The sequence below is a fragment of the Paenibacillus sp. SORGH_AS_0306 genome (assembly GCF_030819345.1).
Taxonomy (GTDB): domain Bacteria; phylum Bacillota; class Bacilli; order Paenibacillales; family Paenibacillaceae; genus Saccharibacillus; species Saccharibacillus kyungheensis.
In genome coordinates this window covers 4,019,589-4,045,048 of the sequence record NZ_JAUTBP010000001.1, presented here as the reverse complement: position 1 = coordinate 4,045,048, position 25,460 = coordinate 4,019,589, and the positions used below count along the sequence as shown (strand labels likewise).

At 38.6% G+C, this 25,460-nt stretch carries 23 protein-coding genes; 16 read left to right on the top strand and 7 right to left on the bottom strand.

Annotated features, from left to right (window positions below):
- The first annotated feature begins 188 nt into the window (after positions 1 to 188).
- Complete coding sequence (locus QE450_RS17840) at positions 189 to 530, top strand: YrhK family protein (RefSeq protein WP_273613892.1); 342 nt, start codon at positions 189 to 191, stop codon at positions 528 to 530.
- Positions 531 to 712: 182 nt separating this feature from the next.
- Here the strand turns inward: QE450_RS17840 and QE450_RS17835 are convergent, their stop codons facing one another.
- On the bottom strand, positions 713 to 2,281 hold the full coding sequence (locus tag QE450_RS17835; protein ID WP_307300999.1) for an FAD-dependent oxidoreductase: 1,569 nt from the start codon (positions 2,279 to 2,281) through the stop codon (positions 713 to 715).
- A 177-nt stretch (positions 2,282 to 2,458) separates the two neighbouring features.
- Between QE450_RS17835 and QE450_RS17830 the strand changes: the two genes are divergently transcribed.
- Complete coding sequence (locus QE450_RS17830; protein ID WP_307300997.1) at positions 2,459 to 3,118, top strand: hypothetical protein; 660 nt, start codon at positions 2,459 to 2,461, stop codon at positions 3,116 to 3,118.
- Positions 3,119 to 3,173: 55 nt separating this feature from the next.
- On the opposite strand, the gene QE450_RS17825 is transcribed toward QE450_RS17830, so the two are convergent.
- Positions 3,174 to 3,635, bottom strand: coding sequence for a pyridoxamine 5'-phosphate oxidase family protein (locus QE450_RS17825; RefSeq protein ID WP_307300995.1), 462 nt, complete (start codon positions 3,633 to 3,635; stop codon positions 3,174 to 3,176).
- A 154-nt stretch (positions 3,636 to 3,789) separates the two neighbouring features.
- Between QE450_RS17825 and QE450_RS17820 the strand changes: the two genes are divergently transcribed.
- Both QE450_RS17820 and abc-f read left to right on the top strand, forming a co-directional pair.
- Positions 3,790 to 3,954 (top strand): hypothetical protein, encoded by a 165-nt coding sequence (locus QE450_RS17820; RefSeq protein WP_307300993.1) that lies wholly within the window; start codon positions 3,790 to 3,792, stop codon positions 3,952 to 3,954.
- A gap of 265 nt (positions 3,955 to 4,219) precedes the next feature.
- Positions 4,220 to 6,136: a ribosomal protection-like ABC-F family protein gene (gene abc-f / locus QE450_RS17815; RefSeq protein ID WP_307300991.1), complete on the top strand. Its 1,917-nt coding sequence runs from the start codon at positions 4,220 to 4,222 to the stop codon at positions 6,134 to 6,136.
- Between the two features lie 251 nt (positions 6,137 to 6,387).
- Here the strand turns inward: abc-f and QE450_RS17810 are convergent, their stop codons facing one another.
- The 5 genes from QE450_RS17810 to QE450_RS17790 all read right to left on the bottom strand — a co-directional run bounded on the left by QE450_RS17810 (position 6,388) and on the right by QE450_RS17790 (position 13,422).
- Entirely contained in the window at positions 6,388 to 7,800 is a 1,413-nt protein-coding gene (locus QE450_RS17810; protein WP_273613886.1) for a DNA-binding protein, read from the bottom strand.
- Between the two features lie 197 nt (positions 7,801 to 7,997).
- On the bottom strand, positions 7,998 to 9,326 hold the full coding sequence (locus QE450_RS17805) for a DNA-binding protein (RefSeq protein ID WP_307300988.1): 1,329 nt from the start codon (positions 9,324 to 9,326) through the stop codon (positions 7,998 to 8,000).
- Positions 9,327 to 9,387: 61 nt separating this feature from the next.
- The gene (locus QE450_RS17800) at positions 9,388 to 10,479 is read right to left on the bottom strand and encodes a DNA-binding protein (protein ID WP_307300986.1); all 1,092 of its coding nucleotides are present in this window, start codon (positions 10,477 to 10,479) and stop codon (positions 9,388 to 9,390) included.
- Between the two features lie 300 nt (positions 10,480 to 10,779).
- Positions 10,780 to 12,075 carry a DNA-binding protein gene (locus QE450_RS17795; RefSeq protein WP_307300984.1) on the bottom strand — a complete coding sequence of 432 codons (1,296 nt, stop codon included), beginning with the start codon at positions 12,073 to 12,075 and terminating at the stop codon, positions 10,780 to 10,782.
- A gap of 24 nt (positions 12,076 to 12,099) precedes the next feature.
- Complete coding sequence (locus QE450_RS17790; protein WP_307300982.1) at positions 12,100 to 13,422, bottom strand: helix-turn-helix domain-containing protein; 1,323 nt, start codon at positions 13,420 to 13,422, stop codon at positions 12,100 to 12,102.
- Between the two features lie 693 nt (positions 13,423 to 14,115).
- Between QE450_RS17790 and QE450_RS17785 the strand changes: the two genes are divergently transcribed.
- From QE450_RS17785 to QE450_RS17730, 12 genes are all read left to right on the top strand, one after another.
- Complete coding sequence (locus QE450_RS17785) at positions 14,116 to 14,349, top strand: hypothetical protein (protein ID WP_273613881.1); 234 nt, start codon at positions 14,116 to 14,118, stop codon at positions 14,347 to 14,349.
- A 444-nt stretch (positions 14,350 to 14,793) separates the two neighbouring features.
- Positions 14,794 to 15,240: a tellurite resistance TerB family protein gene (locus QE450_RS17780; RefSeq protein WP_204826156.1), complete on the top strand. Its 447-nt coding sequence runs from the start codon at positions 14,794 to 14,796 to the stop codon at positions 15,238 to 15,240.
- Between the two features lie 98 nt (positions 15,241 to 15,338).
- Positions 15,339 to 15,938: a TerD family protein gene (locus QE450_RS17775; RefSeq protein WP_273613880.1), complete on the top strand. Its 600-nt coding sequence runs from the start codon at positions 15,339 to 15,341 to the stop codon at positions 15,936 to 15,938.
- Between the two features lie 90 nt (positions 15,939 to 16,028).
- Positions 16,029 to 16,604, top strand: coding sequence for a TerD family protein (locus QE450_RS17770; protein ID WP_204826158.1), 576 nt, complete (start codon positions 16,029 to 16,031; stop codon positions 16,602 to 16,604).
- Between the two features lie 223 nt (positions 16,605 to 16,827).
- On the top strand, positions 16,828 to 17,406 hold the full coding sequence (locus QE450_RS17765; protein ID WP_273613879.1) for a TerD family protein: 579 nt from the start codon (positions 16,828 to 16,830) through the stop codon (positions 17,404 to 17,406).
- 154 nt (positions 17,407 to 17,560) lie between these two features.
- Positions 17,561 to 18,889, top strand: coding sequence for a TerD family protein (locus tag QE450_RS17760; RefSeq protein ID WP_307300976.1), 1,329 nt, complete (start codon positions 17,561 to 17,563; stop codon positions 18,887 to 18,889).
- A 135-nt stretch (positions 18,890 to 19,024) separates the two neighbouring features.
- Positions 19,025 to 19,756: a TerC family protein gene (locus tag QE450_RS17755; RefSeq protein WP_069327709.1), complete on the top strand. Its 732-nt coding sequence runs from the start codon at positions 19,025 to 19,027 to the stop codon at positions 19,754 to 19,756.
- A gap of 116 nt (positions 19,757 to 19,872) precedes the next feature.
- Entirely contained in the window at positions 19,873 to 21,081 is a 1,209-nt protein-coding gene (locus tag QE450_RS17750; RefSeq protein WP_307300972.1) for an HpcH/HpaI aldolase/citrate lyase family protein, read from the top strand.
- Positions 21,023 to 22,459 carry a phosphoribosyltransferase family protein gene (locus QE450_RS17745; RefSeq protein WP_307300970.1) on the top strand — a complete coding sequence of 479 codons (1,437 nt, stop codon included), beginning with the start codon at positions 21,023 to 21,025 and terminating at the stop codon, positions 22,457 to 22,459. Before QE450_RS17750 ends, QE450_RS17745 begins: the two co-directional genes overlap by 59 nt.
- The gene (locus tag QE450_RS17740) at positions 22,446 to 23,597 is read left to right on the top strand and encodes a cysteine protease StiP family protein (protein WP_307300968.1); all 1,152 of its coding nucleotides are present in this window, start codon (positions 22,446 to 22,448) and stop codon (positions 23,595 to 23,597) included. Before QE450_RS17745 ends, QE450_RS17740 begins: the two co-directional genes overlap by 14 nt.
- Positions 23,594 to 24,424, top strand: a complete 831-nt coding sequence (locus QE450_RS17735) for an HAD family hydrolase (RefSeq protein WP_307300966.1) — start codon at positions 23,594 to 23,596, stop codon at positions 24,422 to 24,424. The genes QE450_RS17740 and QE450_RS17735 overlap by 4 nt, the downstream gene beginning before the upstream one ends.
- Entirely contained in the window at positions 24,414 to 25,454 is a 1,041-nt protein-coding gene (locus tag QE450_RS17730; protein ID WP_273613873.1) for an ATP-grasp domain-containing protein, read from the top strand. Before QE450_RS17735 ends, QE450_RS17730 begins: the two co-directional genes overlap by 11 nt.
- The last annotated feature ends 6 nt before the right edge of the window (positions 25,455 to 25,460 follow it).

Sequence of the window (25,460 nt, the reverse complement as noted above, 5' to 3'; positions counted from 1 at the left end):
ACCTATTTTCGCATGATCTTATGTAATATTCAATGTTAATTTTATAATTCCTATAAAAATAGTATGAATTTTATATATCGTATACTTAGTATGATCTTATAGATGTCGCTTTTTGATCACATCCATTTTCTATTTTGGAAGTTTACGCTGCTTTGTTGAGGGTAATACCAAAAAAGGAGGGTGATTTAATGCGAAAACGTGATACAGCTAGAAAGAAAAATCTACCACGAAAATCACGTCGTATGCGTATACGTAAACCAGATGAAACAAGTCTTGTTGTTGATCTAACACATCGACGTATTTTTACCAATAATCGGTACGAATTATTTCGACTATTGAACGATATTTTTACAACACTTTGCTTTTTGACAGGCAGTTATTTCTTTTTTACTAGCGAAACGAAAACAGGAACAATCATGTTTATTATCGGTAACGCCAATACGTTACTTCGAGCGATTATCTCGATTATTCAACGTGTTCATATGGAATGGATCGAAGAAGAAAAAGATTATTTTTCGACTTCTAAATAATAGATACGTAATATGTCAGCCTGACCAATCAATAGCATATGCTATGTTTGTTCCTGTGAATTAGCCAGACTTCAAGCTAATAACTATACCAAAATACACCAAAAAAACCTCACCGATAAAGGTTGAGGTTTTTTGTCTATTTCATAACACTGATCGTATATCATTGCCCAAGTGAATATAGATTACCGATTTACTTTTTTCAAAGCTTTGGTTGCCGGGCCTTCGATCACTTCGCCATCATAAGCAAAGCGTGCGCCATGACAAGGGCAATCCCATGAACGTTCAGCTTCATTCCAACTGACTTCACAGCCCATATGGGTACAGGTTGTATCGACCATATGCAGTGCACCCTCTGGATCACGATAAGCACCTGTACGCTTGCCATGATGCCAGATCACTCCACCTTCATCATTGTCCAGATCATCGGCTTTGCGACGATTAAAGTCTAACTTACCGGTAATCATTTCTTTAGCGACATTCGCATTTTGCACAACAGCTGTTTTGATTTTTGTCAAAAGCGGTTGTTTGCGAGAAGGATTAAATAGTTCTGCGTATCGGTTATCTCGACCCATAATCATATCAGTCATCATATGAGCTGCAAGTGTACCTGAAGTCATGCCCCATTTGGCAAAGGCTGTACCTACCAGAATATTAGGCTCATCTTCAGTGATATAACCAATACAAGGGATATTATCGAGCGAAAATAGATCTTGAGCAGACCAGCGATACGGAATTTCTTTGATCCCGAGTAGCATCCCTACAAATTCCTCCAACCCTTCATAATGCGTAATCGTCTCATCTTCTTGCCCTGTTTTGTGCCCATTTCCACCAACAATCAGCATCTCTTGTCCATCGATTGTAGCCGAACGTAGAGAATGCTTCGGTTCATCCACACTTAGATACATTCCACCGGCAAAAGTCGTCTCGGCACGTACTGCTAATGTATACGAACGTTCTGCATGCAGACGAGCAAAATAAAAACCATTTTGATCGGTGACCGGATAATGAGAAGCAGATACCACTTTGTCACACGTAATCCCGTATGACTGATCTTGTATCAACAGACGGGGACGATCTCCTGATTCCACTTCTTCAATAATCGTATCTTCATAGACAGTACCGCCAAGCAATAGAAATTGTTGTAACAAGAATACAAGATATTGAAGCGGATGGAAACGCGCTTGATCCGGTAAAGCAATAGCGCCTTTAACAGTAAGTGGAATCGGTAATGAATCGACCCATTCACCAGGAATACCTAGCTTGCGATAAGCGTCCATTTCTTTTTCTAACTTTTTGAATGTGGAATCATCTGACTCTACATAGATATAAGAAGTCTCTTGTTGCCAATCGCAATCGATATTATGTTCTTCCACCAGACGACGCATGTAATGGAGCGCTTCTTGTGCACCTTCATAATAAAGAATAGCTTCTTCTTCGCTAAAATTGCTTATTAGTTCATCATAGATCATGCCATGCTGTGAACTCACTTTTGCTGTTGTATAGCCTGTTGTTCCGTCTAGCACTTTCCCACTTTCTACTAAGACTACTTTTTTGCCTTCTTGCGCCAGTAAATAAGCGGCTGTAATACCTGTGATGCCTGCTCCCACGACTACGATCTCTGTGTCTAATTCTCCTTGTAAAGCAGGAAAAGTAGGCAAGTCCACAGTAGCTCGCCATAAGGAAGATGGGTATTCAGGTAGATTTTGAGGTGATGGATTTGGAGTTGTTTCTTCATGAGATGGTTCTTGCATCGTTGTCCTCCGTCCGATTCTGTAGTCAGAACTCAGTAATTTGTAATCAATGGTTTTCCATTTTTATTATTACCACCGTATTGATGACGCTAAGCGTCTGGTTATAGGTGATATTATGTATAGCAGGAATTTCATGGTAAAATAGAACACTTCATCAACTATAAAGGAGAGATACATATGACCAAAATAATGAAAAGTAGACCATCACGCGTAGTTATACTAGGAAGTATCGCTTTATTATTAGCTATGATGACAGGGTGCCAACAAAGTAATTCTGCTGCACCAGCAACCAATGAACAACTTGTAACTGCCACTACACAGACCACCGACAATACTAGCAATAACAATACAAATAGCACCTCAACAAGTTCCGCAGCAGATACAGCTACATTCACAGAAGAGCAAGTAGAGCAAGGGATCCAATTCGCTTCTAAGTACAAAAAAGATCAATATACCGTAGGCGAGGAATACAAGCAGAATACTTCACCAGAAGAAATGCTAAAACTAGCAATGAAGAAAAACGAGCCTTATCTTACAGAAACACAATTACAATCTCAGACTACTTTAAGACTGCTCACTCTACCTATGCAGTTAGCTGTTACAAAGCAAAGTACATTAAGCCCTCAAGATCTAGAAATACACAAAAAAGAACCCCAAACGAAACAAGGAGTTCTGCAACTTTCTTATACGATGAAGATCGCTTTTGCGAATGGAGAACCAAGTATTCCTGTTGAAGGCGAATTACAATTACAACCGTCTGCAGATACATGGAAAGTGAGCTACGATGCATTTAATAATAAAGACTTGATGGACATCGTGATGAATACCAAATCATAAATTGTACATCGTAACCTGCATTTGCATGCAATTAGGATCAGTATAATTATCGCAATTATTGGAGTAATTCCTGTAATGTCTGTTGCCAGCGTTCCAATACGTCCTCTGCTTGATGAAGCTCAATAGTGATCCCGGAAGTAAGGGTAGCGTATTTGGCAGTATCTTCACGAATATGTTCGATTGTAGCTACAAATCGTGCTCTAGCATATGTAGCTTTAGGTAACGCTGGCAAAGGTGTAAGCGATAAGCGCAAAGCATACGATACACCTTGCCAGACTAACGTTAATAATGCTTGACCTGTACGTATAATATTGCCAGTTGTTGTTGTGCCTTCCCAGAGAGCTAATCGGAGATGCTGGCTATCTATAGCGATCACTTCGCCTACACTAACCATTGCCTGATGCGGATAACCATCTTCATTAACAGTAAGAAGAGGCATCGCTAATTGCTGTTTGGACTGTAAGTGCTGTCCATTGAATAGCTCTAATAGTACAGGAGAAAGAGTAACGGTATTCATACGTATTCACATCCGTTTCTAAAAAATATCTTGCTATCGACTACCTATTTATGTTAAAAATATATTAATTATACCCGAGTCTGTTGAACCTGTAATCTACGGGATAGAAGCAGGAAGATTCAATGACTTGAAATGGAGAAGGAGGTGAGGCAGGATGTTGTATTTCCCATTATCAATTACGCTTGAGCGCAGACCGCTTGGTAGCTGTAGTATTGTTCATTCATTTGGCGACGACGGGAGAAGTCTGTCCAAAAATGAATATCTTTATTATGGCGAAATGCCGCTCCTGCCTTTATCTCCAGACGGATACAGAGTGTAAGCTTGTACAAGAAACGAAGCTACGATGAATCGGTGCAACGGAAAGCTATTCCGATCAATCAATTCGTACTTCTTAGCAAGCCACATGTAACACTCTATACCTGCTGGCATATAAAGCGTCTGCTCTGATGCAAGCAAAAACAGAGAAGTCGCAGGGACATTTCCCTGCGGCTTTTTTGTGTTTTTTTATACTACGCACACAGATGAGATCGCAAGGCAGAAGCGCATTTCCCTCTACTTTATACACTCAGAGGAGAATGAACAATATGTCTATTATGATCGCCTGTCAGCAGGTTCAACAATATTATGGTGCCGAGCATGTATTAACCGGAGTTACTTTTGAAATTCACAGTGGAGCCAAAGTCGGGCTGATCGGAGTGAATGGAGCTGGCAAAACGACATTATTCCGTATTTTATCCGGTCAAGACAAACCGTTTCAAGGCGAAGTCCATATTCAAAAAGGTTCCAGAGTCGGGTATTTACAACAGATGCCTGTATATGATCCACATATTACGATTTTGGAAGTGTTGCAAGAAAGCTTTGCCCATTTGACCCAATTACAAGAACGAATGGAGCAGTTAAGTATACAGATGGCAGACGAACATCTGGATGAGAAGCAGATGCAACGTGTGCTTCAGCAGTATGGTGAAGCACTGGATACATTCGAGCGTGGAGGCGGGTATGAAATGTCTGCTACAATCGATCGGATAGCAAATGGGCTGGGTATTCCTGCCGAACATTATGATCGCTTGTTCGAAGGACTTTCTGGCGGAGAAAAGACCAAAGTCGGTCTGGCTAGATTGTTGCTGACCGATCCAGATATCTTATTATTAGATGAACCGACCAACCATTTGGATATGGATGCAGTGGTCTGGTTGGAGCAATTTATCAGTCAATCGCCAGCGACAGTCATTGTGATTTCGCATGACCGTTACTTTTTGGATAAAGTCGTCCATCAAATTGTAGAACTAGAGGACGGAGAAGCCACCACTTACCCGATGAGCTATTCGGCGTATCGCGAAGAGAAACAGCGTCGTCTGGTCAGACAATTCGAAGATTACAAAGACCAGCAAAAAGAGATTAAGCGGATCAAAGAATCAATCAAACGTCTAATCGAGTGGGGTAATCGCTCCAATCCGCCTAACCCATCGTTCCACCGCAAAGCCGCTTCAATGCAGAAAGCATTAGATCGGATGGAAAAAGTCAAACGTCCGATTATGGATCGCGCACAGATGGAGATGGATTTGAAGCAAAAAGATCGTTCAGGAGATCGTGTATTGGTTCTGGATCAAGTGAATAAGTGTTATGGAGATAAAGTACTGTTACATCAAGCTTCAGCGCTATTACGTTATGGAGAAAATGCAGCGATCATCGGTGGCAATGGAGCAGGCAAAACGACCTTACTACGCATGATCTTACAACAAGAACCGATCGACAGTGGCACACTCACGCTAGGTTCACGTACCGAAGTAGGCTATCTGGCACAAGAAGCCGCTCCACCAGATCTGGGAGAAACGGTACTACAATGGTTCAAGCTGGCAGCGAAGATGGAAGAAGGCGAAGCGAGAGGACAGTTAGCGAAGTTCTTATTTTACGGATCAGACGTATTCAAAAAAGTCTCCGGTCTATCCGGTGGCGAATGGAGCCGTCTCCGCCTAGCGATCCTTATGCACGAACGCCCGAATCTGCTGATTCTGGATGAACCGACCAACCATCTGGATATTTCCGCCAGAGAAGCACTGGAAGAAGCATTAGAAGAATTTCCAGGAACGATACTGACCGTATCGCATGATCGATACTTTATTAATCGGATAGCAGGGCAGATTTGGAGTCTGGATGGTGGGATGTTGAGTGTGAATATGGGGAATTATGAGGATTGGAGAGAGTGGAAGGAGAAGAAAATTAATAATTTCCTATTATCAAATCAGGAAATTAAAACATCCTCTAACGAGAATAAACGCAATAGTCGAATTTCAAAAGTGATTCAAAATATAGAACTAATAAATGTAAAAGATCAATTAGAGGAAGATATTCTTAAATTAGAGAATGAATTAGAGGAAATCAAGCGAAAAGCTTTATTAGAGTATTATCAAAATGAAAAAGAATTGAGGATAATCAACATAAAAGAGAGCGAAATTGAGAAAAAGTTAGAACAATATTATAAAAACTGGATGGAATTATAAAAAAAACAACCTCTTTAAAGAGGTTGTTTTTTTATTCTTTATTAACCCATTCCATGTTCTAAGGTTGTAATTGAACCAGTAGAAGCAGGCAAAGAAGTAAAGATAAGACCAGATAGACTCAAGCATAAAGTAAGTGTAAATAGAAGTTTTTTCATTAATAAGTTCTCCTTTAAAATAATTATTTTTTTATACCTATTCCGTGTTCTAAAACTTGGATAGGCATTCGCACATCTGAAAGTGGGGAAGCAATATTAATTAGCCCTAGAAATAAAGTTAGCAAAATCATAGATTTTTTCATCTGTACCAACTCCTTTTAAAAGGGACTCATACTCAAATAACTGAGTCTCTGATGCAAAAGTTTTAATTTGTTCTATAAAGGCTATGACATCTAAAATTTTATTTTTACTTGATATTTTGATTGCTAAATTTAAACTTTTCAATAGATTACTAATGCAATCACTATACAAGTTCTTTTTAGCGGAATAGATAGCTAATTGATAATGAAAATTGACATATCTATTAATGACAGCTACTTTACTATAATGGTTTTCTGAAGACTCATCATATTCCAAAAAAGATTCAAATTTAACCAGAAGATTATCTACATCAAATCCATGCATATTAGCAGCTTTTAAAATAATGAACATTGCCGGTAAGATTTCAGCAGGATGTTTTTCTAAGAAATTCACATAAGCAGGTAATACATCTGTATTTCCCATTAATACTTCAACTAGGTACATATTAGCAGTTGCATAATGAGATAACCTTTTAATTTCTTCTTGTCCAGCATCATCTAATCCTTTAAACCAACTTAAATCCATATATTTATGAATATAAGTTTTAGATTCTTCATACTTGCCTTTGTGTTCTAATGCTACTCCTTTGATAAGATAAGATTGCCCGTAATAAAATACTAAGGGTCTCTCTGTATCCAAAGCAGTATAATTATTACTCTCTTCCATTTTCTTTTCTTCATTTTTGTAAATAGTTTGTATAATAGATATTAACTCATCAGCGCATTTTTCCACTATATTCCAATCTTGTAGCACATAGTAAATATTTGATAATGCTAAAAGACCATCAAGCATAAAATTCTCGGGGAGTCGATCACGAAATGTTTCAAAGCGTATAGCCGCTCTAAAGTTTTTCTCCGTATTGTCACCAATGGAAGCTCTAAAAACACGATAATGTGCAATAGCTAGTCGCTCAGAATGTTGATGCTTTTCGTTCTCAATTACACATTCATAAAAGGGCAACGACTCTTGTACCTTACCTTCAGCATATAGTTCCTCTGCCAATCCAAAGATCGATATTGTATTATTCAAATCCTCCATCAGACGATCAAGAACTTCTTGAATACAATCGTACCGACCAATTTCTGTACAACGCAATAAAAATGCCTTTATCCGACGCCAATCTGCTTTTTCATTAATAAAACATTCGTCCACATAATACTCATACATCCAGCCTTCTGCATGACCCAAAGCTTCTGCCATTAAGTCTAACTGCCGAATAGAAATCGATTTTGGAGGATTACCATTTAAGATTCCGCTGATGATCCCGCGGTTGATTCCAGCCTGTTTACCGAAGCTGCTTAATGAATGTCCTTTTTGTCGAATTCCTTTTTCAATCTCAAGCCGTATGGTTGTGGTGTTGGTAATCATAACCGAACACACCCCTTTATGTTGAAAGTTTCCCGTTGTTGCGCCCCAGTAAGCCCATGAAATTCAAATTTATTACATTATACATTACGCTTTGAACAGGGGTCAATTACTTTTAATCAAATCTTCAAAATTTAGGAATCACAAAAGACATAGTTACCATACAAGGGAAGTTATGGTTTCTATGTCTTATTGGGTACTCAGTTTCCATTTTTAGAAATCAGTCGAAGCTTTTTAAATAGTTCAAGACAATCTAATATTCGACTTTTATTATATTTGGTTACAGTCGATTCTAAGGCTAGCAGAATCTTTTCAAGCTTATCGTCATACGTTCCTTTATTGCATTGATAAAGTGCTAGTTGGTAATAAAGATTAATATAACGACTAACTCCTGTCTGTTCTGTATATTCAGTATGTTCATTAATATATTGAATCAGATCGTCTGGATAAATAATATTGCTAAATTTATTAATGACCAAATCAACATCATAATTATGCATATTTGCGGCTTTGAGTGCCATATGCAAGCTTGCTAGCATTTCCTTAGGATGTTGCTCCGTCAACTCAATATATTGATCTAATCTTGAGAAGTCTCCTTGTAATAATTCAATATTATGTCTATTGAAAATAGCGAACAGCTTAAATCGCTCTACTTCATGAAGACCTGCTTCATCTAGCCCTGGAAACCAACTTAAATCAGCAAATTTATCTATACATAGAAGGGCTTCATCATATTTTGCTGTATACTCTTTGGCAACAAATTTCATAGAATACGAATGAGCATAATAATAGACTAAAGTAAGTGGAGTATCTAAAGAGTTGAAAGTATTTTTCTTTTTTTGTTGTTCAATTGTGATTTGGATTAAAGAAATTAATTCATCAGCATATTGTTCACCTAGTATCCAATCTTGAGTACCGTAACAAATAATAATAAGTTGTAATAGCGCATCTATTGTCAAAGCTAGAGGAAGCTTGTCACGATAAGGACTAAATTGTATAGCCAAAAGTAAATTATTCTCAATATCTTTATTAATCGATTGTCTAAATATACGATACTGACTAATCGCCATTCTTTCACTATACGATTGTCGTTCATGTTCTATAATACATTGGTAAAAGGGTAGCGCAGATAATGTTTTTCCTTCTTGAGTTAAATCTTCTGCAAATTCAAATATGTTTGTAAGATATGAGATGTCTTCCATTAAAAGATGTAGGGTTTGTGCAATTAATAGTTGATTTTCCAACTCTACGCAACGAACTAGCAAAGACCGAACACGTCGCCAATTGGCTTTACCATCCTCGAAACATTCATTCATGAATTGCTCGTACAACCAGCCTTCTTTTTTTCCTAAAGCATGAGTCATTTGATCTAACTGTTTGATTGATATTGGCTTAGGAGGGTTACCGTTCAACGTAGCGCTTAATATCCCCCGATTGATCCCTGATATCTTGCTAAAATGGCTAAGAGAATGTCCTTGAGCAGCAATCTCTTTTTCTAATTCATCCCGTACAGTTATTCGATGATTCATCGATTTCACCTCTGTTTTTATGTCAGCCATATGAAGTTAAATAGTTAGCATGATTTGTCGATTATTCTTTAGATTCTCTAGGCATCTCGCGTAACTTTTTAAATAACTCCAGACAATCCATAATACGTCCACGATTATATTTCTCTACAGATGTTTCTAGAGCCAATAGAATTTTTTCGAGCTTTTCATCATAGACGTTACGATTACATTGATAAAGAGCCAATTGATAGTAAATATTAATATAACGACTAATTCCAATAGGAATATTTTTATAGTGGTCTCGTAGAAATCTAGCTTGGTGAATATAATCCAAAATATCGTTCGGATAAATAATATCGTCAAAATACGTAAGAATATGGTCAATCTTCATATCATATTTGTTGGCTGCTTTTGAAATAATCAGCAAGCTTGGTAACGCTTCGCCGGGATGAGCTTTTAATAATTCAAAATAATCTACTAATTTGTCTGTATGTCCAGTTAGCAGGTCTAAATTCAATTCATTAAACAACGCATAGATTTTAAATTTTTCGACATGTTCTTTTCCTAGATCATCTAGACCTTCAAACCAACTTAAATCCGAGAACTCTTTTAAATAAGGGCGAGCTTCATCGTACTTTTCCATATGTTCTAAGGCTACAAATTTCATCAAATGACTTTGAGCATAATAAGTAACAAGAGGTCTTGTGAAGCTAGGTGTCGACACAGCTATTTTCTTTTTTCTTCTTTTACAGTCTTGTTTATAAATGATATTAGATAATATATTCAGTTCGTCTGAACAAGCTATAACCATATTCCAGTCCTGCACCGTGTAATAGATATTAGCTAATTCTAATAGGGCTTCTAGCCGAAAATGATCGGGTAAGCGATTACGGAAAGGATGAAATACCATCGCAAGTCTAAGATTATTCTCAATAATTGGACTAATCCTGGCTCTAAATAGACGATAATGACTGATAGCTAATCGCTCAGAATGATAATTCCGTTCATTTTCAATAACGCATTCGTAAAAAGGCATAGCTACAACAGTCTGATTCTGCTCTACTAATTCTTCTGCTAGATTAAACACATGAGCGACATGAATAGGATCTTCCATCAGCAAATTTAAAATATCGCCAATAAGATCATCACGATTAAGTTCTATACAACGAAGCAATAGCGCACGAACACGTCGCCAATTGGCTTTGTTTTCTTTCTGAGAAGCACTGTTCTATAAATAATTCATATAGCCAGCTTTCAGGTTTGCCAAGAGCTTTAACCATAGTATCCAATTGAGTAATAGACATGAGTTTCGGAGGATTTCCGTTCAATGTAGCACTCAAAATCCCCCGATTGATTCCAGAAACCTTACTAAAATGACTAAGCGAATAACCCTGCTTATGCATTTCGGACTCTAGTTCAGTAATTAGGGTTATTCGATGTTTCATGCAGATCACCTCGATATAGTAGGGTAGTTTTAAGGCATCGAACGAATGACATTTTGAAGTAAAGAGGTATAGTCTAAGGTCAGACTAATATTACATTTCTGAAGAGCCTTCTCAAAAAGTAAAAGGGTACTTTTTAAATCTTTAGAATGATTACTTCTTTTAGATTGATATAGTGCAAGCTGGTAACAAAGATTTGTATATTGATTATCTACAATAAATCTTTTGATATACGTATCGTTGTATAAATTTTTTAGTATAAAAGGTCTGAATTTTTTTAAAACATAGTCTATACATACATTATATTGATTTGCTGTAGTTAAAATATTAAGCAATCCTGCTATAGTTTCATGTGGATGTACTTCTAGAAATTTGGCATATTCTTTAAGTACATTGAAATTACCTCTATATAATTCAATACCGTAAAGATTACCTTTAGCAAATATTTTAAATTTTTCTATTTCTTTTTTATCTTCTACTTCTAGATCAGATAGCCATTCTAGGTCTGAATATTTTTGGGTATAAATTATTGCTTTATCATAATTTCCATTCTTTTGATGAAAAATTGCTTTACAAAGGTAAGCTTGTCCAACATATTTCACGAATGGACGTTCACTAGTTATATTTTTATGTTTTTGTTGAGAATAAATATTTTCAGTAATAGAGATGAGCTGGTTTCCACAGTTATCAACTAATTTCCATTCCTGAACAGCATAATAGATATTAGAAAGATTTAACCAAGCATCTAACTGTATATCTTGAGGCAAACGCTCGCAAAAAGGTTGGAAAGTGACAGCGGCTATAAAATTTTGCTTAATATCTCGCTTAATCGCATAGCGGAAAATGCGGTAATGACTGATCGCAAGCCGTTCTGCTTGGTAATTGCGTTCATTACTCACCACGCATTCATACAACTGCATAACACTCTCACTCGGATTGTCTGCAATTAGTTCTTCCGCCAGTTCAAACACTTGATTTAAGTACGATATATCTTCAAGCAACAAACATAAAATACGCTCAATCAAAACGTTTCGATTTAGTTCAATACAACGCAGAAGAAGCGCTCTAACACGACGCCAATTGGTTTTACCTTGTTCGTCAAAGCATTGTTCTGCAAACCGTTCATATAACCAACCTTCTGGCTTCCCCAAAGCAGTGGTCATTGTATCTAGTTGATTAATTGACATAGGTTTGGGAGGATTTCCGTTCAAAGTGGCACTTAAAATGCCACGATTGATTCCAGAGATTTGACTGAAACGACTAAGAGAATAACCTTGCTTAGAAATCTCATTTTCTAAATCCATACATAAGGCTATTCGGTTGTCCATACAGATCACCTCTTGACTGTTGTATTAAGGCATTGAACGAATAAAATGCTGTATCAAAGACGTATAGTCCATAGTACGGCTCATATTGTATCTACGTAATGACATATCAAATGTATTCAATGTATTTTTTAATTCTTTTCTATTTTGTCTATTTTTAATTTGATAAAGTGCTAATTGATAACAAAAATCTGTAAACATAGCATTGTGAGTAAAATCAGCATAATAGCCACGCTGAAAATGAATTTCGGTAGAGATTTTAATAGAAAAGCGCTCTAAAATTTCGTTAATTACAAGATTATGCTCATTAGCTGCTGTTAACATAATTAACAAACTAGGAAGCCATTCTGTAGGGTAAGGTTCTATAAAATCTGCATATTCATACAGACATTCTATTTGTCCTAATAAAAGTCTCAAATTATATTGATTGGCTTGACCAATAATTTTGAATTTTTGTACCTCTTGTTTACCAATATCGTCTAAATATTTAAAATCACTTAGATCAATATAGCCTTCAATATAAGTTAATCCCTCTTCAAATCTTCCTGTATACTCCATATAAATCGACTTCATCAAATAGCTTTGACCATAATAAACAACCAAATGTCTTTCGGTTGACAGGGGGACATAATCCGCACCTTGCTGATCCATTTTTTTGCATTCTTCCTCGTACACCCGATGAACCAATACGCTCATTTCATCGGTCACTTGTTCCATCAGATCCCATTCCTGTACGGTGTAATACACATTTGCCATTTGTAATAAAGCATCTAATCGCAAATGATCAGGGATGCGATCACGATAAGGATAGAACAAAGTTACTGCTGATTTGTTACGTTCTATATCTTCACTCAATTGAGCACGAAATAGCCGGTATTGACTGATCGCTAGACGCTCTGCATGTTGCTGACGTTCGTTTTCGATCACACAGGTATAGAAAGGAACACTTTGTTCCAGTTGACCGTTAAGCACCAATTCTTCTGCTAAATCAAACACATGAGGGACATACCGATAATCTTCCATCAGCAAATTCAATGTGTGTTCAATCAAAACGTTTCGATCTAATTCAATACAGCGCAGAAATAAAGCACGAATACGTCGCCAGTTGACTTTGCTGCTTGCAAAACATTCTTCTATATATTGTTCATATAACCAGCCTTCCGGTCGATCGAGAGCGGCAGCCATACGATCTAGCTGGTTGATCGATATCGATCGAGGTGGATTGCTGTTGAGCGTTGCACTGAGTACTCCACGATTAATACCAGATATCTTTTCAAACTGTGTTAAATTGATTTGTCTGCGTTGAAGTTCTTGCTCAATATGAGAGCGGACTGTATCCAGTGTGCTCATAAACGGTAAGCACCTCCGAAAAATACAATATTCCTTATACGATTCCAGAAAATGATAGTTTTTATTATTCTATAAGTTACTTAAAATGTCAGAGTAGTTTTTTTAGTAACTTAGTATAAGGGTTCTATTGACCTATACAATTTGGGAGTAAACACTCACGGATTACAAAAAAAGGTTGTGATTACAAAATAAAAGAATCCGTTTTTTGAAAACTCCTGTAATAATAAAGATACAAGTTACTTCACTACTGTCATATAAACGGACACGTAGAAGTACAAATGTTGGCTGGCAGGATCTCACTACAATCCTATATACCAATAGCTTATAAGCTTTATAGTAATACCCAATAGTAAAGTAGCTTGTAGATGTAAATAGCTGTCCTATAGAAATATGGAAATAAATAGAAACACTCTAGCAAGTAAATGTAGTGAGTCCGAAGAATTCTTTAGCAACATACCACATAAGTAGTAAATTAGTTTATATCATAGAACACCCAACATTCCCTAAATGAATAGAGAAGACCAGAAAAGAGCATGATCGCCTACAGATCACGCTCTTTTCTGGCGTTTATTGATCGTTTATTACAATTTCAAAATATTCCCAAAAAAACATCGCGAAAATGGTTTATATTGGATATTTTTGTGTTATATTCTATAGGTTGTTATTTTATATCTCTAATATGGAGGCTTATGAATGAACAGAGTTAGTATCGTGTTTACGGATTGTGTCAAAAAGAAAATGATTTGGAATCTAATCCCGGCGATGATTATCTTTTTGGTGTGGATGTATGGTATTCATGTAAGTGTGTATGAAGCTGTAGCATCTGCTGTTATCGCAGTGGTTGTACTGACTGTTGGTGATATGATTTCCAGTTACTTTTTTGGCGATACCTTCAATGCCACCAATTCTAATCATCCTACTCATTAATCGCTTGGATATGTGATATCTTCAAATAGATTTAAAATAAATCGTTGTTTACAAAAAAGCAAAAAACGCTGTTTTACAAACATGTGTCATAATCAGGGGCAAGAGTAGCACGTTAATTGGTGACTCTGCCCGGTTATGCGCCCCACGTAGAACTGTGCACCGTAAAGATTAGGAACGATCCATATGAATGATTACAGATAGCACCTTTGTCTCGGAAAAACTCGGGATTAAGGTGCTTTTTGTTTCAGTATGTGCACTGTAGCTTATTATGAGAGGAGAGAGTATTTTTCTACTGAGATCGACCTGCAAACTCAAAAGGGAAATTTGGTTTTTTTGATAACTTGTGGGAAAATATAGGCATAGAGAAAGCTCTGTACTCTCTGTATATTTGCAAAACTAGAGGTCTGCTTCAAATTGGTTTATGATAAATAGGAGGTGATCGATATGAGTGCATTCAAATCATGGTTAAACAGTACGAAAAACAACTTGAATGATCAGATGAAAAAGTTCAAAAATAAGGACTTTTTAGAAGCGATCGTAGCAGGTTGTGCTCTTGTAGCGGCAGCAGATGGAAATATCAGTGCAGATGAGAAGCAAAAAATGGCAGGTTATATCGGACGCAACGAACAATTAAAAGTGTTTGATATGAGTCTGGTTATCGCTCGCTTTAATCATTATGTAGAAAATTTTGAATTTGACGCGATCATCGGTAAGCAAGAAGCGCTTAAAGCGATCAGCAAATTTAAAAGCAAACCAGAAGAAGGTCGATTGTTGATCGGCGTATGTAGTGCAATCGGTTCAGCAGATGGTGATTTTGATCCTCAAGAGCAAGCAGTTGTGCGTGAAATTGCTACTGTATTGGGCTTGAATGCTTCTGAGTTTGGACTGTAATTCGGGTAAGAATAAAGACAATTTTAAAAAAAGTTGAAACGATTCTCCGGTAATAACAGTATTACATATCAGTATTACAAAGGAGGTCATATCATTTTATGAGTATCAGCTTAGTCAAAGGTCAAAAAATTGATTTAACCAAAGGCAATAGCGGTCTGAATCAACTGGTGGTTGGTTTGGGTTGGGATCCCGCGGAGACACAATCTAAAGGATTCTTCGGTATGAAAAAAGCCAAAGCAGATATCGACTGTGATGCTTCAGCGATTCTTTTGGACGCAAATGATAAATTGACCAAAGCTACAAATTTGGTCTGCTTTCATAACTTGACCAGTGGTTGCGGTTCTGTCAAACACAGCGGTGATAACCTTACAGGTGAAGGTGCAGGAGACGATGAGCAAATTCATATCGATCTTTCTAAAGTACCTGCTGATGTGCATAAAGTGCTCGTTGTGGTTAATATTTATCAAGCAGAACAACGCAAACAAGATTTCGGTATGATTTCGTCTGCATACATTCGTATTGTAAATGGACAGAATCAACAGGAATTGGTTCGCTTTAATCTGACAGATGATTATTCCGGTATGACGGCATTGATTACAGGTGAAATCTACCGTAATGGATCAGAATGGAAATTTAACGCAATTGGTCAAGGAAAACAGGCTGCGCATATCGATATTTTGGCTCGCCAATATTCATAATCGGTAAGCGTTATCTTCCAACAATGAAAAAGAGTCAATTATACGTTATTCAGCAACTCAAATCATACACATGGAAAGAAGGAATTGAACATGGGAATTAACTTATCTAAAGGACAAAAAGTAGATTTGACGAAAAGTAATCCAGGATTATCTAAAATCACAGTAGGTCTTGGTTGGGATACAAATAAATATGATGGCGGCGGAGAGTTCGATTTGGACGTATCTGTATTTTGCGCGAATGCTGAAGGTAAAGTAGCTAGCGAGAAAAACTTTATATTCTTCAACAATCCTCAAAATGAAAATGGTTCTGTCGTACATACAGGCGACAACCGTACAGGCGCAGGCGATGGCGACGATGAGCAAATCAAAGTAGACATCCCTAACGTACCTGCTGATGTAGACAAAATTGCATTTACAATTACAATCTATGAAGCAGCAGCTCGTAACCAAAACTTCGGTCAAGTATCTAACGCTTACGTTCGTATCGTAAACGATGATAACAACGAAGAATTGATCCGTTTCGATCTAGGAGAAGATTTCTCTATCGAAGCAGGTGTAGTTGTAGGCGAATTGTACCGTCATGGCGCTGAGTGGAAATTTAACGCGATCGGTAATGGTTACAAAGATGGTCTTGCAGGTTTGACACGCGACTACGGCTTGCAATAAGCGTTTGGTATTAGCGTTTGGCAACATAAACGCGACAAGGTTAAATAAAAAAGTGATTTTTGCAAAGCAAAATATCTTACAATAAGCGTTTGGCAACATAAACGCAAGTTCAATGAAAAACTGATTATCAATAAGTGGTAAACAAAGCGGAGCGCATAGCTCCGTTTTGTTTCAGTGTTATAGGTATCACCAAAATATAGTGATGGTAAGGAGTGAACAGAGGATGACGATTAATTTATCCAAGGGGCAACGTATCGACCTCACGAAAACAAACCCGGGATTAACACGAGTTGTGGTAGGTCTAGGCTGGGATACTAATAAATACAGCGGTGGTAGTGATTTTGACTTGGACGCTTCTGCATTTTTATTGCATGAAGATGGCAAAGCCAAAACAGAAGCAGATTTTGTATTCTACAACAATCTGACCACATATAATGGCGCGGTGACGCATACTGGAGATAACCGTACAGGTGAAGGCGATGGAGATGACGAGCAGATCGTTGTCGATTTCAGCAAAGTTCCTGCTAGCATTTCACGTATAGGTATCACAGTAACAATCCATGATGCAGACGCACGTGGACAGAATTTTGGACAGGTAAGTGCTGCTTTTGTACGTGTAGTAAATGAAGATAACAGCAGTGAAATTTTGCGCTTCGATCTAGGCGAAGAGTTCTCTACCGAAACAGCAGTCGTATTCTGTGAATTTTACCGTCAAGGCACGGATTGGAAGTTCCAGGCGATCGGTAGTGGATTCTCAGGTGGATTAGCTGCATTGTGTCAGAACTACGGCTTACCTGTATAATTTTACAGTGATATCAAATAAGGCAAAAGCATGAACTATACATGAATAGGGTGGGTTTCCTGCCCTATTTTTTTTCACTTGTCGTTGGGATTTAATGCTAAAATAGAGAAGAACAGTGGATCTTTTACGTCATACATTACGGGGTTAATTAATTATGAGTGTAGCTATTGTGAAAGGGCAAAAAACAGACGTAACCAAAACAACGCCAGGGCTTCAACAACTCATTATTTCACTGGGATGGGAAGCACCAGCTTCTTTAGAATTAGACACTTCTGCTTTTTTACTACAGCAAAATGGAAAAGTAAAAAGCGATAACGATCTTATTTTTTATGGTAATCCAGGTAATGCTTTTATTACTTATATTGAAAATGCGACAGGTAGCGATGCCCGTCAATTCAAAGTGAATGTAGGCGCAATTCCGCAAGATATTCAAAAAATTGCGATCACGCTTACGATTTACAATAGCGAGAAGCCGACAGAAAATTTTAGTCAGGTGAATCGCACATACTTACGCTGTGCAAATGAAGCTACAGGTGCAGAGATTTTCCGTTATGATCTGGATTCTAAATTTTCATCAGAAACTGCGATTGTAGTAGGGGAATTGTACCGTTATCAGACAGAATGGAAATTTGCTGCGGTCGGGGCAGGTTATTTTGGTGGACTCAAAGAATTATGTGGTAGTTATGGAGTAGAGGTAGAAGATACACCAGCGCCAACACCGACACCAGCGCCGCCAGTACCTCCTAAGCCTGCTCCAACACCAACACCGCCGCCAACGCCTGCACCAACCCCTGCGAAGCCGATGAATCTCAACCGTCCATCGACTCCACCTCCTGCTCCTCCAGCGCCAACACCGGCTCCTACGCCTTCAGTGAACTTAAATCTATCCAAGATTGAGTTGAAGAAAAAAGGCGATGTGATCAATCTTCAGAAAAAATCAGGTGGTTCACTAGGTGAACTATTGATTAATCTGAACTGGAATCGTCAGGAGAAAAAAGGATTATTTAAACGTAGTTCAGGAGTCGATCTGGATCTAGGTTGTCTGTATGAATTAAAAGATGGTGATAAAGGTGTTGTTCAAGCACTGGGTAATTCATTTGGTTCTTTGACAAGTTGGCCGTTTGTTGCACTAGACGGTGATGATCGTACCGGTGCTGTCGCAGGTGGCGAAAATATGCGGATTAACGGTAACAAAATATCTGAAATTAAGCGTATTCTGGTCTTTTCTTTTATTTACGAAGGCATTACACGTTGGACGGATGCGGATGGTGTAGTAACCATTTCGCAACAAAATGGACCTGATATTATTGTGCGTTTGGATGAAGCTGATAATCGTAGTCCGATGTGCGCGATTGCAATGATCCAAAATGTGGGTAATGAAACATTTAGTATCGAAAAGTTGGTTCAGTATTTCAAAGGTCATTCCGATATGGATCGTGCTTTCAATTGGGGCATGCGCTGGAAAGCCGGTAGCAAAGATTAGGCTACCGATGCATACGGTGATTTTGAACATACACAGAATTTACAAAACTCGGTATTATAAGTGTTGATACCCCTCTAAAATAATTAGAATGTGGACATCACGCTTAACACACGAAGTGTATATGGAGGACGATGTATGGACTGGTTCAGTAATTTTTTTCAAAGTATTGCTGATAACTACGGTCACTTCTTCTCATGGAGTGAGATTGCTGCAACTCTATCCGATCCAGTGAGCTGGGGAGTTATTGCAAGTCTTGTACTATTAGAAGGATTATTGTCCGCTGACAATGCGCTTGTGTTAGCCGTTATGGTCAGACATTTGCCACCGAAACAGCAGAAAAAGGCTTTGTTCTACGGTATTCTTGGAGCTTATCTTTTCCGCTTTCTGGCGATTGGTCTTGGAACGTATCTGGTTACATTTACAGCAGTCAAAGTCATTGGCGGATTGTATCTGTTCTATATTGCGTACAAAGGATTATTCAAAGGCGGAGACGAAGACGAAGTACAGAACAAGCCAATGTCTTTCTGGAAAACCGTATTAATGGTTGAAATGATGGATATTGCTTTCAGTATTGATAGCGTTGTAGCGGCTTTTGGTATCAGTAACGAAGTCTGGGTATTATTCCTGGGTGGTATTATTGGAATTTTGATGATGCGTGGCGTAGCTCAATTGTTCTTGAAACTAATTAATAAGTTCCCTGAACTAGAGAAAACAGCATTTATTTTAATTGCGATTATTGCAGTGAAAATGATTGTCGGCGCATTTGGTTTTGAAATTTCTCAAGTGTTGTTTTTTGCAATTCTTATTGTGGTGTTTGTAGGAACGATGGTCATTAGTTCGATTCGTCGTAAAAAAGAACAGTCTTAATCAGAATTGCTGCTACAACAGATTGGATGATCCCTCCTGCCTGCACAATAGGAGGGATTTATTTATTATACGGCGGCTTGCAAGCCAAAGTTTCGGTGCATCAAAGGAGGAGACTTATGCGTTACTTTAACTATTTATCGCTTGAAGAAGAACAAGAATTGTTCTATTCGGCACCGATTCATTACAATAACTCTTCCCAACAGGAACTATTGGCGTATGCCGTAGGCGCAGCACTCTATTGTCCTGCTACACGTCCCACAATTGCTAGAGATATTTTGACAGAGCGACATCAAGGTCTGACCTCATGGGTATTGGATCTAGAAGATGCAGTTGGAGATCAGCAGGTAGAGATGGCTGAAGCATCATTAATCCAACAACTGACCCAATTGTATGTTCAATTACAGCAAGAACAAGTGCACCGGGATCAGTTACCACTGTTATTTATTCGTGTACGCAGTATCGGGCAGTTGGAGCGAATGATTGATCAGTTAGGCGAAATGATGATATTGATTACAGGCTTTATGCTACCCAAATTCGATCCGGAGCAGGGATTACAGTATTTCCAAGCGATTGCACGTTATAATCAGGAGAAAGATCTGAATGCTCCTATCTTATACGGATTACCTATACTTGAAACGGCTGCTGTGATCTACCGTGAAACTCGTGTAGAACATCTATTAGCGATCAAAGAAATACTGGATACGTACAAAGCGTATGTACTGAATGTACGTATTGGTGCAACTGATTTTTCAAGTCTATTTGGATTACGTCGTAGTCCTGATATGACGATTTACGATATTGCGCCTATTCGGGACTGTATGTCTGATATTATTAACTTATTCGGTCGTATGGATTCACCATATGTGATCTCAGGGCCGGTATGGGAATACTTTGCTAATGGAGAACGGGTACTCAAACCGATGTTGCGTCAGTCTCCTTTTGAAGAAGCATTGGGTGATGATGGACGTAAATTACGCAAAGAATATATTAACCGTCATGTGGATGGCTTGATTCGTGAAGTAATTATGGATAAAGAAAACGGGATTGTGGGCAAAACAATTATTCATCCTACACATATCGGTCTGGTACAATCATTGTATACCGTAACTCGCGAAGAATTTGAAGATGCGGAAAGTATTATTCGTAACAACAATGGCGAACTTGGTGTATTTAAAAGTGGCTACGCTAACAAAATGAATGAAATCAAACCTCATTTAAATTGGGCGCAAAAAATTATAGCAAGATCACAAATTTATGGGGTGCTACATGAACAACAACATTTCATCTCTCTTCTCTCAGAACAAGAACAACGTATATACGTATAAGATTTTGGAAGATTTAACCGTAAACGTAGAAGTGCAGCAAAATCCTTTTCAATTAGAATTAGATCACTTATTTACGATGGCAGCACGTATTAATCCCAAGCGCTCGTTTTTATTTGTCAGCAAAGTACTGGGCAAACATCTGGCGGTTGATCCTTATTTGTCATTGTTGAGTGGAGCAGTATTGTCATTATTACTTTACAATGATATGCGTGAACAATCCGATCCGAAGATCACAGCGTTACTTCCTCGCATTTTACAAGCGATGTCATCGGGTGAAGGCTTGGCAGAAGCCTATCATGAATTGATGAATCTGAAGCTTGTTTTACCTGTGCCTGTATCGTTTATCGGGTTTGCCGAGACTGCGACAGCATTAGGTCATAGTATGTATCAAGTATTTGATCGGGGAGCTCAATATGTACATACGACACGGCATGATATAGCCGGTCTATCCTCGGTGATTACATTTGAAGAAGAACATTCCCATGCTACAGCTCATCGCTGTTATGCTCAATCAGAAGGTATGATCACAGGCAATGATCCTATTATTCTGGTAGACGATGAGATCACAACTGGCAAAACAGCTCTTAATATTATTCGTGAAATTCATGCTCAATATCCGCGTGATACGTATTATGTTGCTTCATTACTCGATTGGCGAGAAGACGCTCATGTACAGCGGTTTGCGGATTTGGAACAAGAATTAAATATAACGATTACAGTACTATCTCTGATCAAAGGTCAGATTACGGTTCATGGACAACCCAGTCTTACGCATGATCCGATGACATTGCATGAGCAATTAGCAGATATTCCTGTAGATACAATCTATCTGGACCATCTATTTGCACAGCAAGAAGGATACGCTTCTATCGATGGATATGGTCATACGAATCAAGCTTCATTGATGACAGGCACAGGTCGGTTCGGTATCGGGGCACATGACAATCTATCTAATAACTTTAGTATCGAAAAAGCGGCACAATTACTAAGTAAGCATAGAACCGGTCAGCACACATTGTGTCTGGGTACTGAAGAATTTATGTATATTCCGATGCGAATCAGTAGTGAAATGGGTGATGAAATCAAGTTTCATTCAACCACTCGTAGCCCGATTTACCGTTCGAATATGCCGCATTATAGTATTCAGACAGGAGATACCTTCCCTTCTCCCGAAGATAGTAGTGTGACCAACTTTGTATATAATATTCCGGAAGGGCATTATGATGATGTCTTTGTGTTTCTAGAACGTGATGTCCCTCAAGAACGTATCCAACCATTAATCGATGTATTGCGCTCCAAGCTGTTCCAGCAGATTCATATCGTAATCTGTGGTCCTCAAATGGTGCAAGAGAAAGGGATAGAACATGAATCAACATAAACAAGAGCAATTGCTAGCATTTCCCCTACCACATCCAGAACCTCTTGGAAGCTACAGTCCATCCGATGTGATTTTTCTACTGAAAGATTTGAGCAATGTGAATCTAGAGCGAGGCACAGAAGAACGTGAAGAAGCGATCCAGACGGGAACGCATTATTCTGAAATGTTGCCTGTAGAATACCAACCGACTCCTGAATATATTCAGTTATTTCACGAAACTCTGGCAGAATCTGCTGAAAAAGTGGCTCTGGCAGCAGGTGTAGTAAGTGAACTGATTTTGCATAAGCGTGGCAAGAACTTGGTACTGGCTTCACTGGCTAGAGCAGGTACGCCGATTGGGATTCTGATGAAGCGTTACTTGATGCAACAATATGGATTAGATGTGCCACATTATAGTATCTCGATTATTCGTGGCAAAGGGATCGACGAAAATGCACTGAGATACATTTTCCAACAACATGGTGCAGAGCAAGAATTACAATTTGTCGATGGGTGGACAGGTAAAGGTGCGATCCGTCAGGTATTGATTCAAGCCTGTGATCAATTTGAAAAAGATTACGGTATTCGTCTAAATGATGATCTAGCAGTATTAGCTGATCCGGGATTCTGCTCGGACACATATGGCACACGCGAAGACTTTTTGATTCCAAGTGCTTGTCTAAATTCAACAGTATCTGGATTGATGAGTAGAACGGTGTTGCGTGATGATCTAATCGGTGAGCATGATTTTCATGGAGCCAAATTCTATAAAGAATGGTTAGATAGCGATCTATCTAATGTATTTGTCGATCAGGTATCTTCGTATTTCCCGGCGATTGCGGAACAAGCCAAACAGCAAGCACAGGAGTTATTAGATTCTCCTGTAGCGATAAGCTGGCAAGGGTTAGCTGATATTCGTTCGATTCAAGATCATTATGGGATTGAAGATATCAATCTAGTCAAACCAGGTGTAGGCGAGACGACACGTGTCTTGTTACGTCGTGTACCTTGGAAAATTCTTGTGGATCGTGAAGACAATCCGAATCTACGTCATATCTTGCTGTTAGCTCAAGATCGCGGTGTTCCTGTAGAAGTCTATCCGAATCTAACGTATTCTTGCTGTGGCATTATTAAGCCGAGGCAGGGGGAGAGCGAATGATCTATGCGAGTGATCTGGATCAGACGTTAATTTATTCTGTACGTTCGATGGGAATGGATATTGATCTATCGGTGATGCAACCTGCAGAAACGTATAAAGAACGTATTATTTCTTATATTTCGATAGCTACACTGCAACAGTTACAACAAGTGGCTGAGCAGATTACGTTTGTCCCGGTAACGACCCGTACACTGTATCAATATGCGCGTATTCATATTTTTCAAAATAAAGTTATTCCCCAATACGCAATCACCAGTAATGGAGCAAATATTTTAGTTGACGGTATAGTGGATGAAGAGTGGCATAAGCAGATTTTGGCGGATGTGTATACGAAGTCAGCTCCTGCGGCAGAAGCATTAGCGTTATTTCATACGGTATCTGATCCAAGCTGGATCGTTGCTGAACATTTCTGGGAAAGTACATTTTATTCGATTGTGGTGGATCGTGAATTGATGCCACTGGATACAGTACTTGCTCTTCAACCGCAATTAGAAGCGTTAGGGTGGGGGATGTCGGTTCAAGGTCGCAAAGTGTATCTGGTTCCTTTTCCAGTTAGTAAAAATCGAGCAATAGCAGAAGTGAAACAAAGAGTAGGTGCTTCAAAAGTGATCGCGTCTGGCGATTCGATTTTGGATCGTGGCTTGCTTGATGTAGCAGACTATTCTATTGCACCAGCACATGGTGAACTGTATCGTGAATCGATAGCAGAACCTGCACTGCGTCATTATTCGTTTACATCAACTTCTGGTATTTTGGCAGCAGATGAGATTCTGCAATATGTGGTAGCTACGTTAGATCAAGAAGGGAAAGTCAGCTATGAGTCATAAGGTACGTGTCTGGTTCAATCGTTGGTTTGCTGTCGGATATCATTATATGAACAATATTCGTCATAACCCAGATGGACTGGAATTTGAAATCTATGGTACACATCGGGATGCTGAACATGTTTCGTTTCAAGCATGTGATTACACCGAGATTGAACCGGCATTGCCGGGTGATGAGTATGTGGCGTATTGTCTAGATTTTTGTAAGCGTCATAAGATCGATGTATTTGTTCCACGCTGGCGCATGATCAATATTGTGCGAGCGATTCATTCTTTTGAAGCGATCGGAGTTAAAGTCGTTGCTTGTACCAATCTAGAATTGCTTGATGTTATCGAAGATAAAGGAAACTTTTACCGTTCGGTCGAGCAAAATGGTCTAATGGTTGTACCTGAGTATCATCTGGTGCACAATGTCGAACAATTCAAGCAAGCATATCATGATCTGATGAGCAAAGGATTAGGGGTATGCTTTAAGCCGACACGCTCTGAAGGTGGACTTGGATTTCGAGTGATCCAATCGAATTATAATGCTTTGCAAGAATTGCTGGATGTGCCTAATGTAAATATTTCGTATGAGCAGACGGTTCAGATCTTGTCGTCAGTTGAGTCTTTCCCCGAGCTTATGGTTATGGAAGTACTAGAAGGGCATGAATATAGTATTGATTGTCTGGCTTCACCGACCGGAGAATTATTAGCAGCGGTTCCTCGTCGCAAAGCTGATGGTGGGCGTGCCCGTTTACTTGAGAATGTACCGGAATTGATTAAGCTGGCGGAGGAAGTGGCGCAGTTCTATAAGATTCCGTATAATTATAATTTACAACTGAAATATCAAGGTGATACTCCGAAAGTATTAGAGATTAATCCTCGCATGTCTGGCGGATTGCATATTTCTTGTCTCAGTGGTGTCGATTTCCCTTATCTCGCTGTAAAATTAGCATTAGGATATCCCGTAGAAAAGCAAAATCCAGAGTTTGGTATTCTGGCAAGCTATGTAGAACAGCCGGTATTGATTCGTAAATTGGAACAATCCTGATCATAG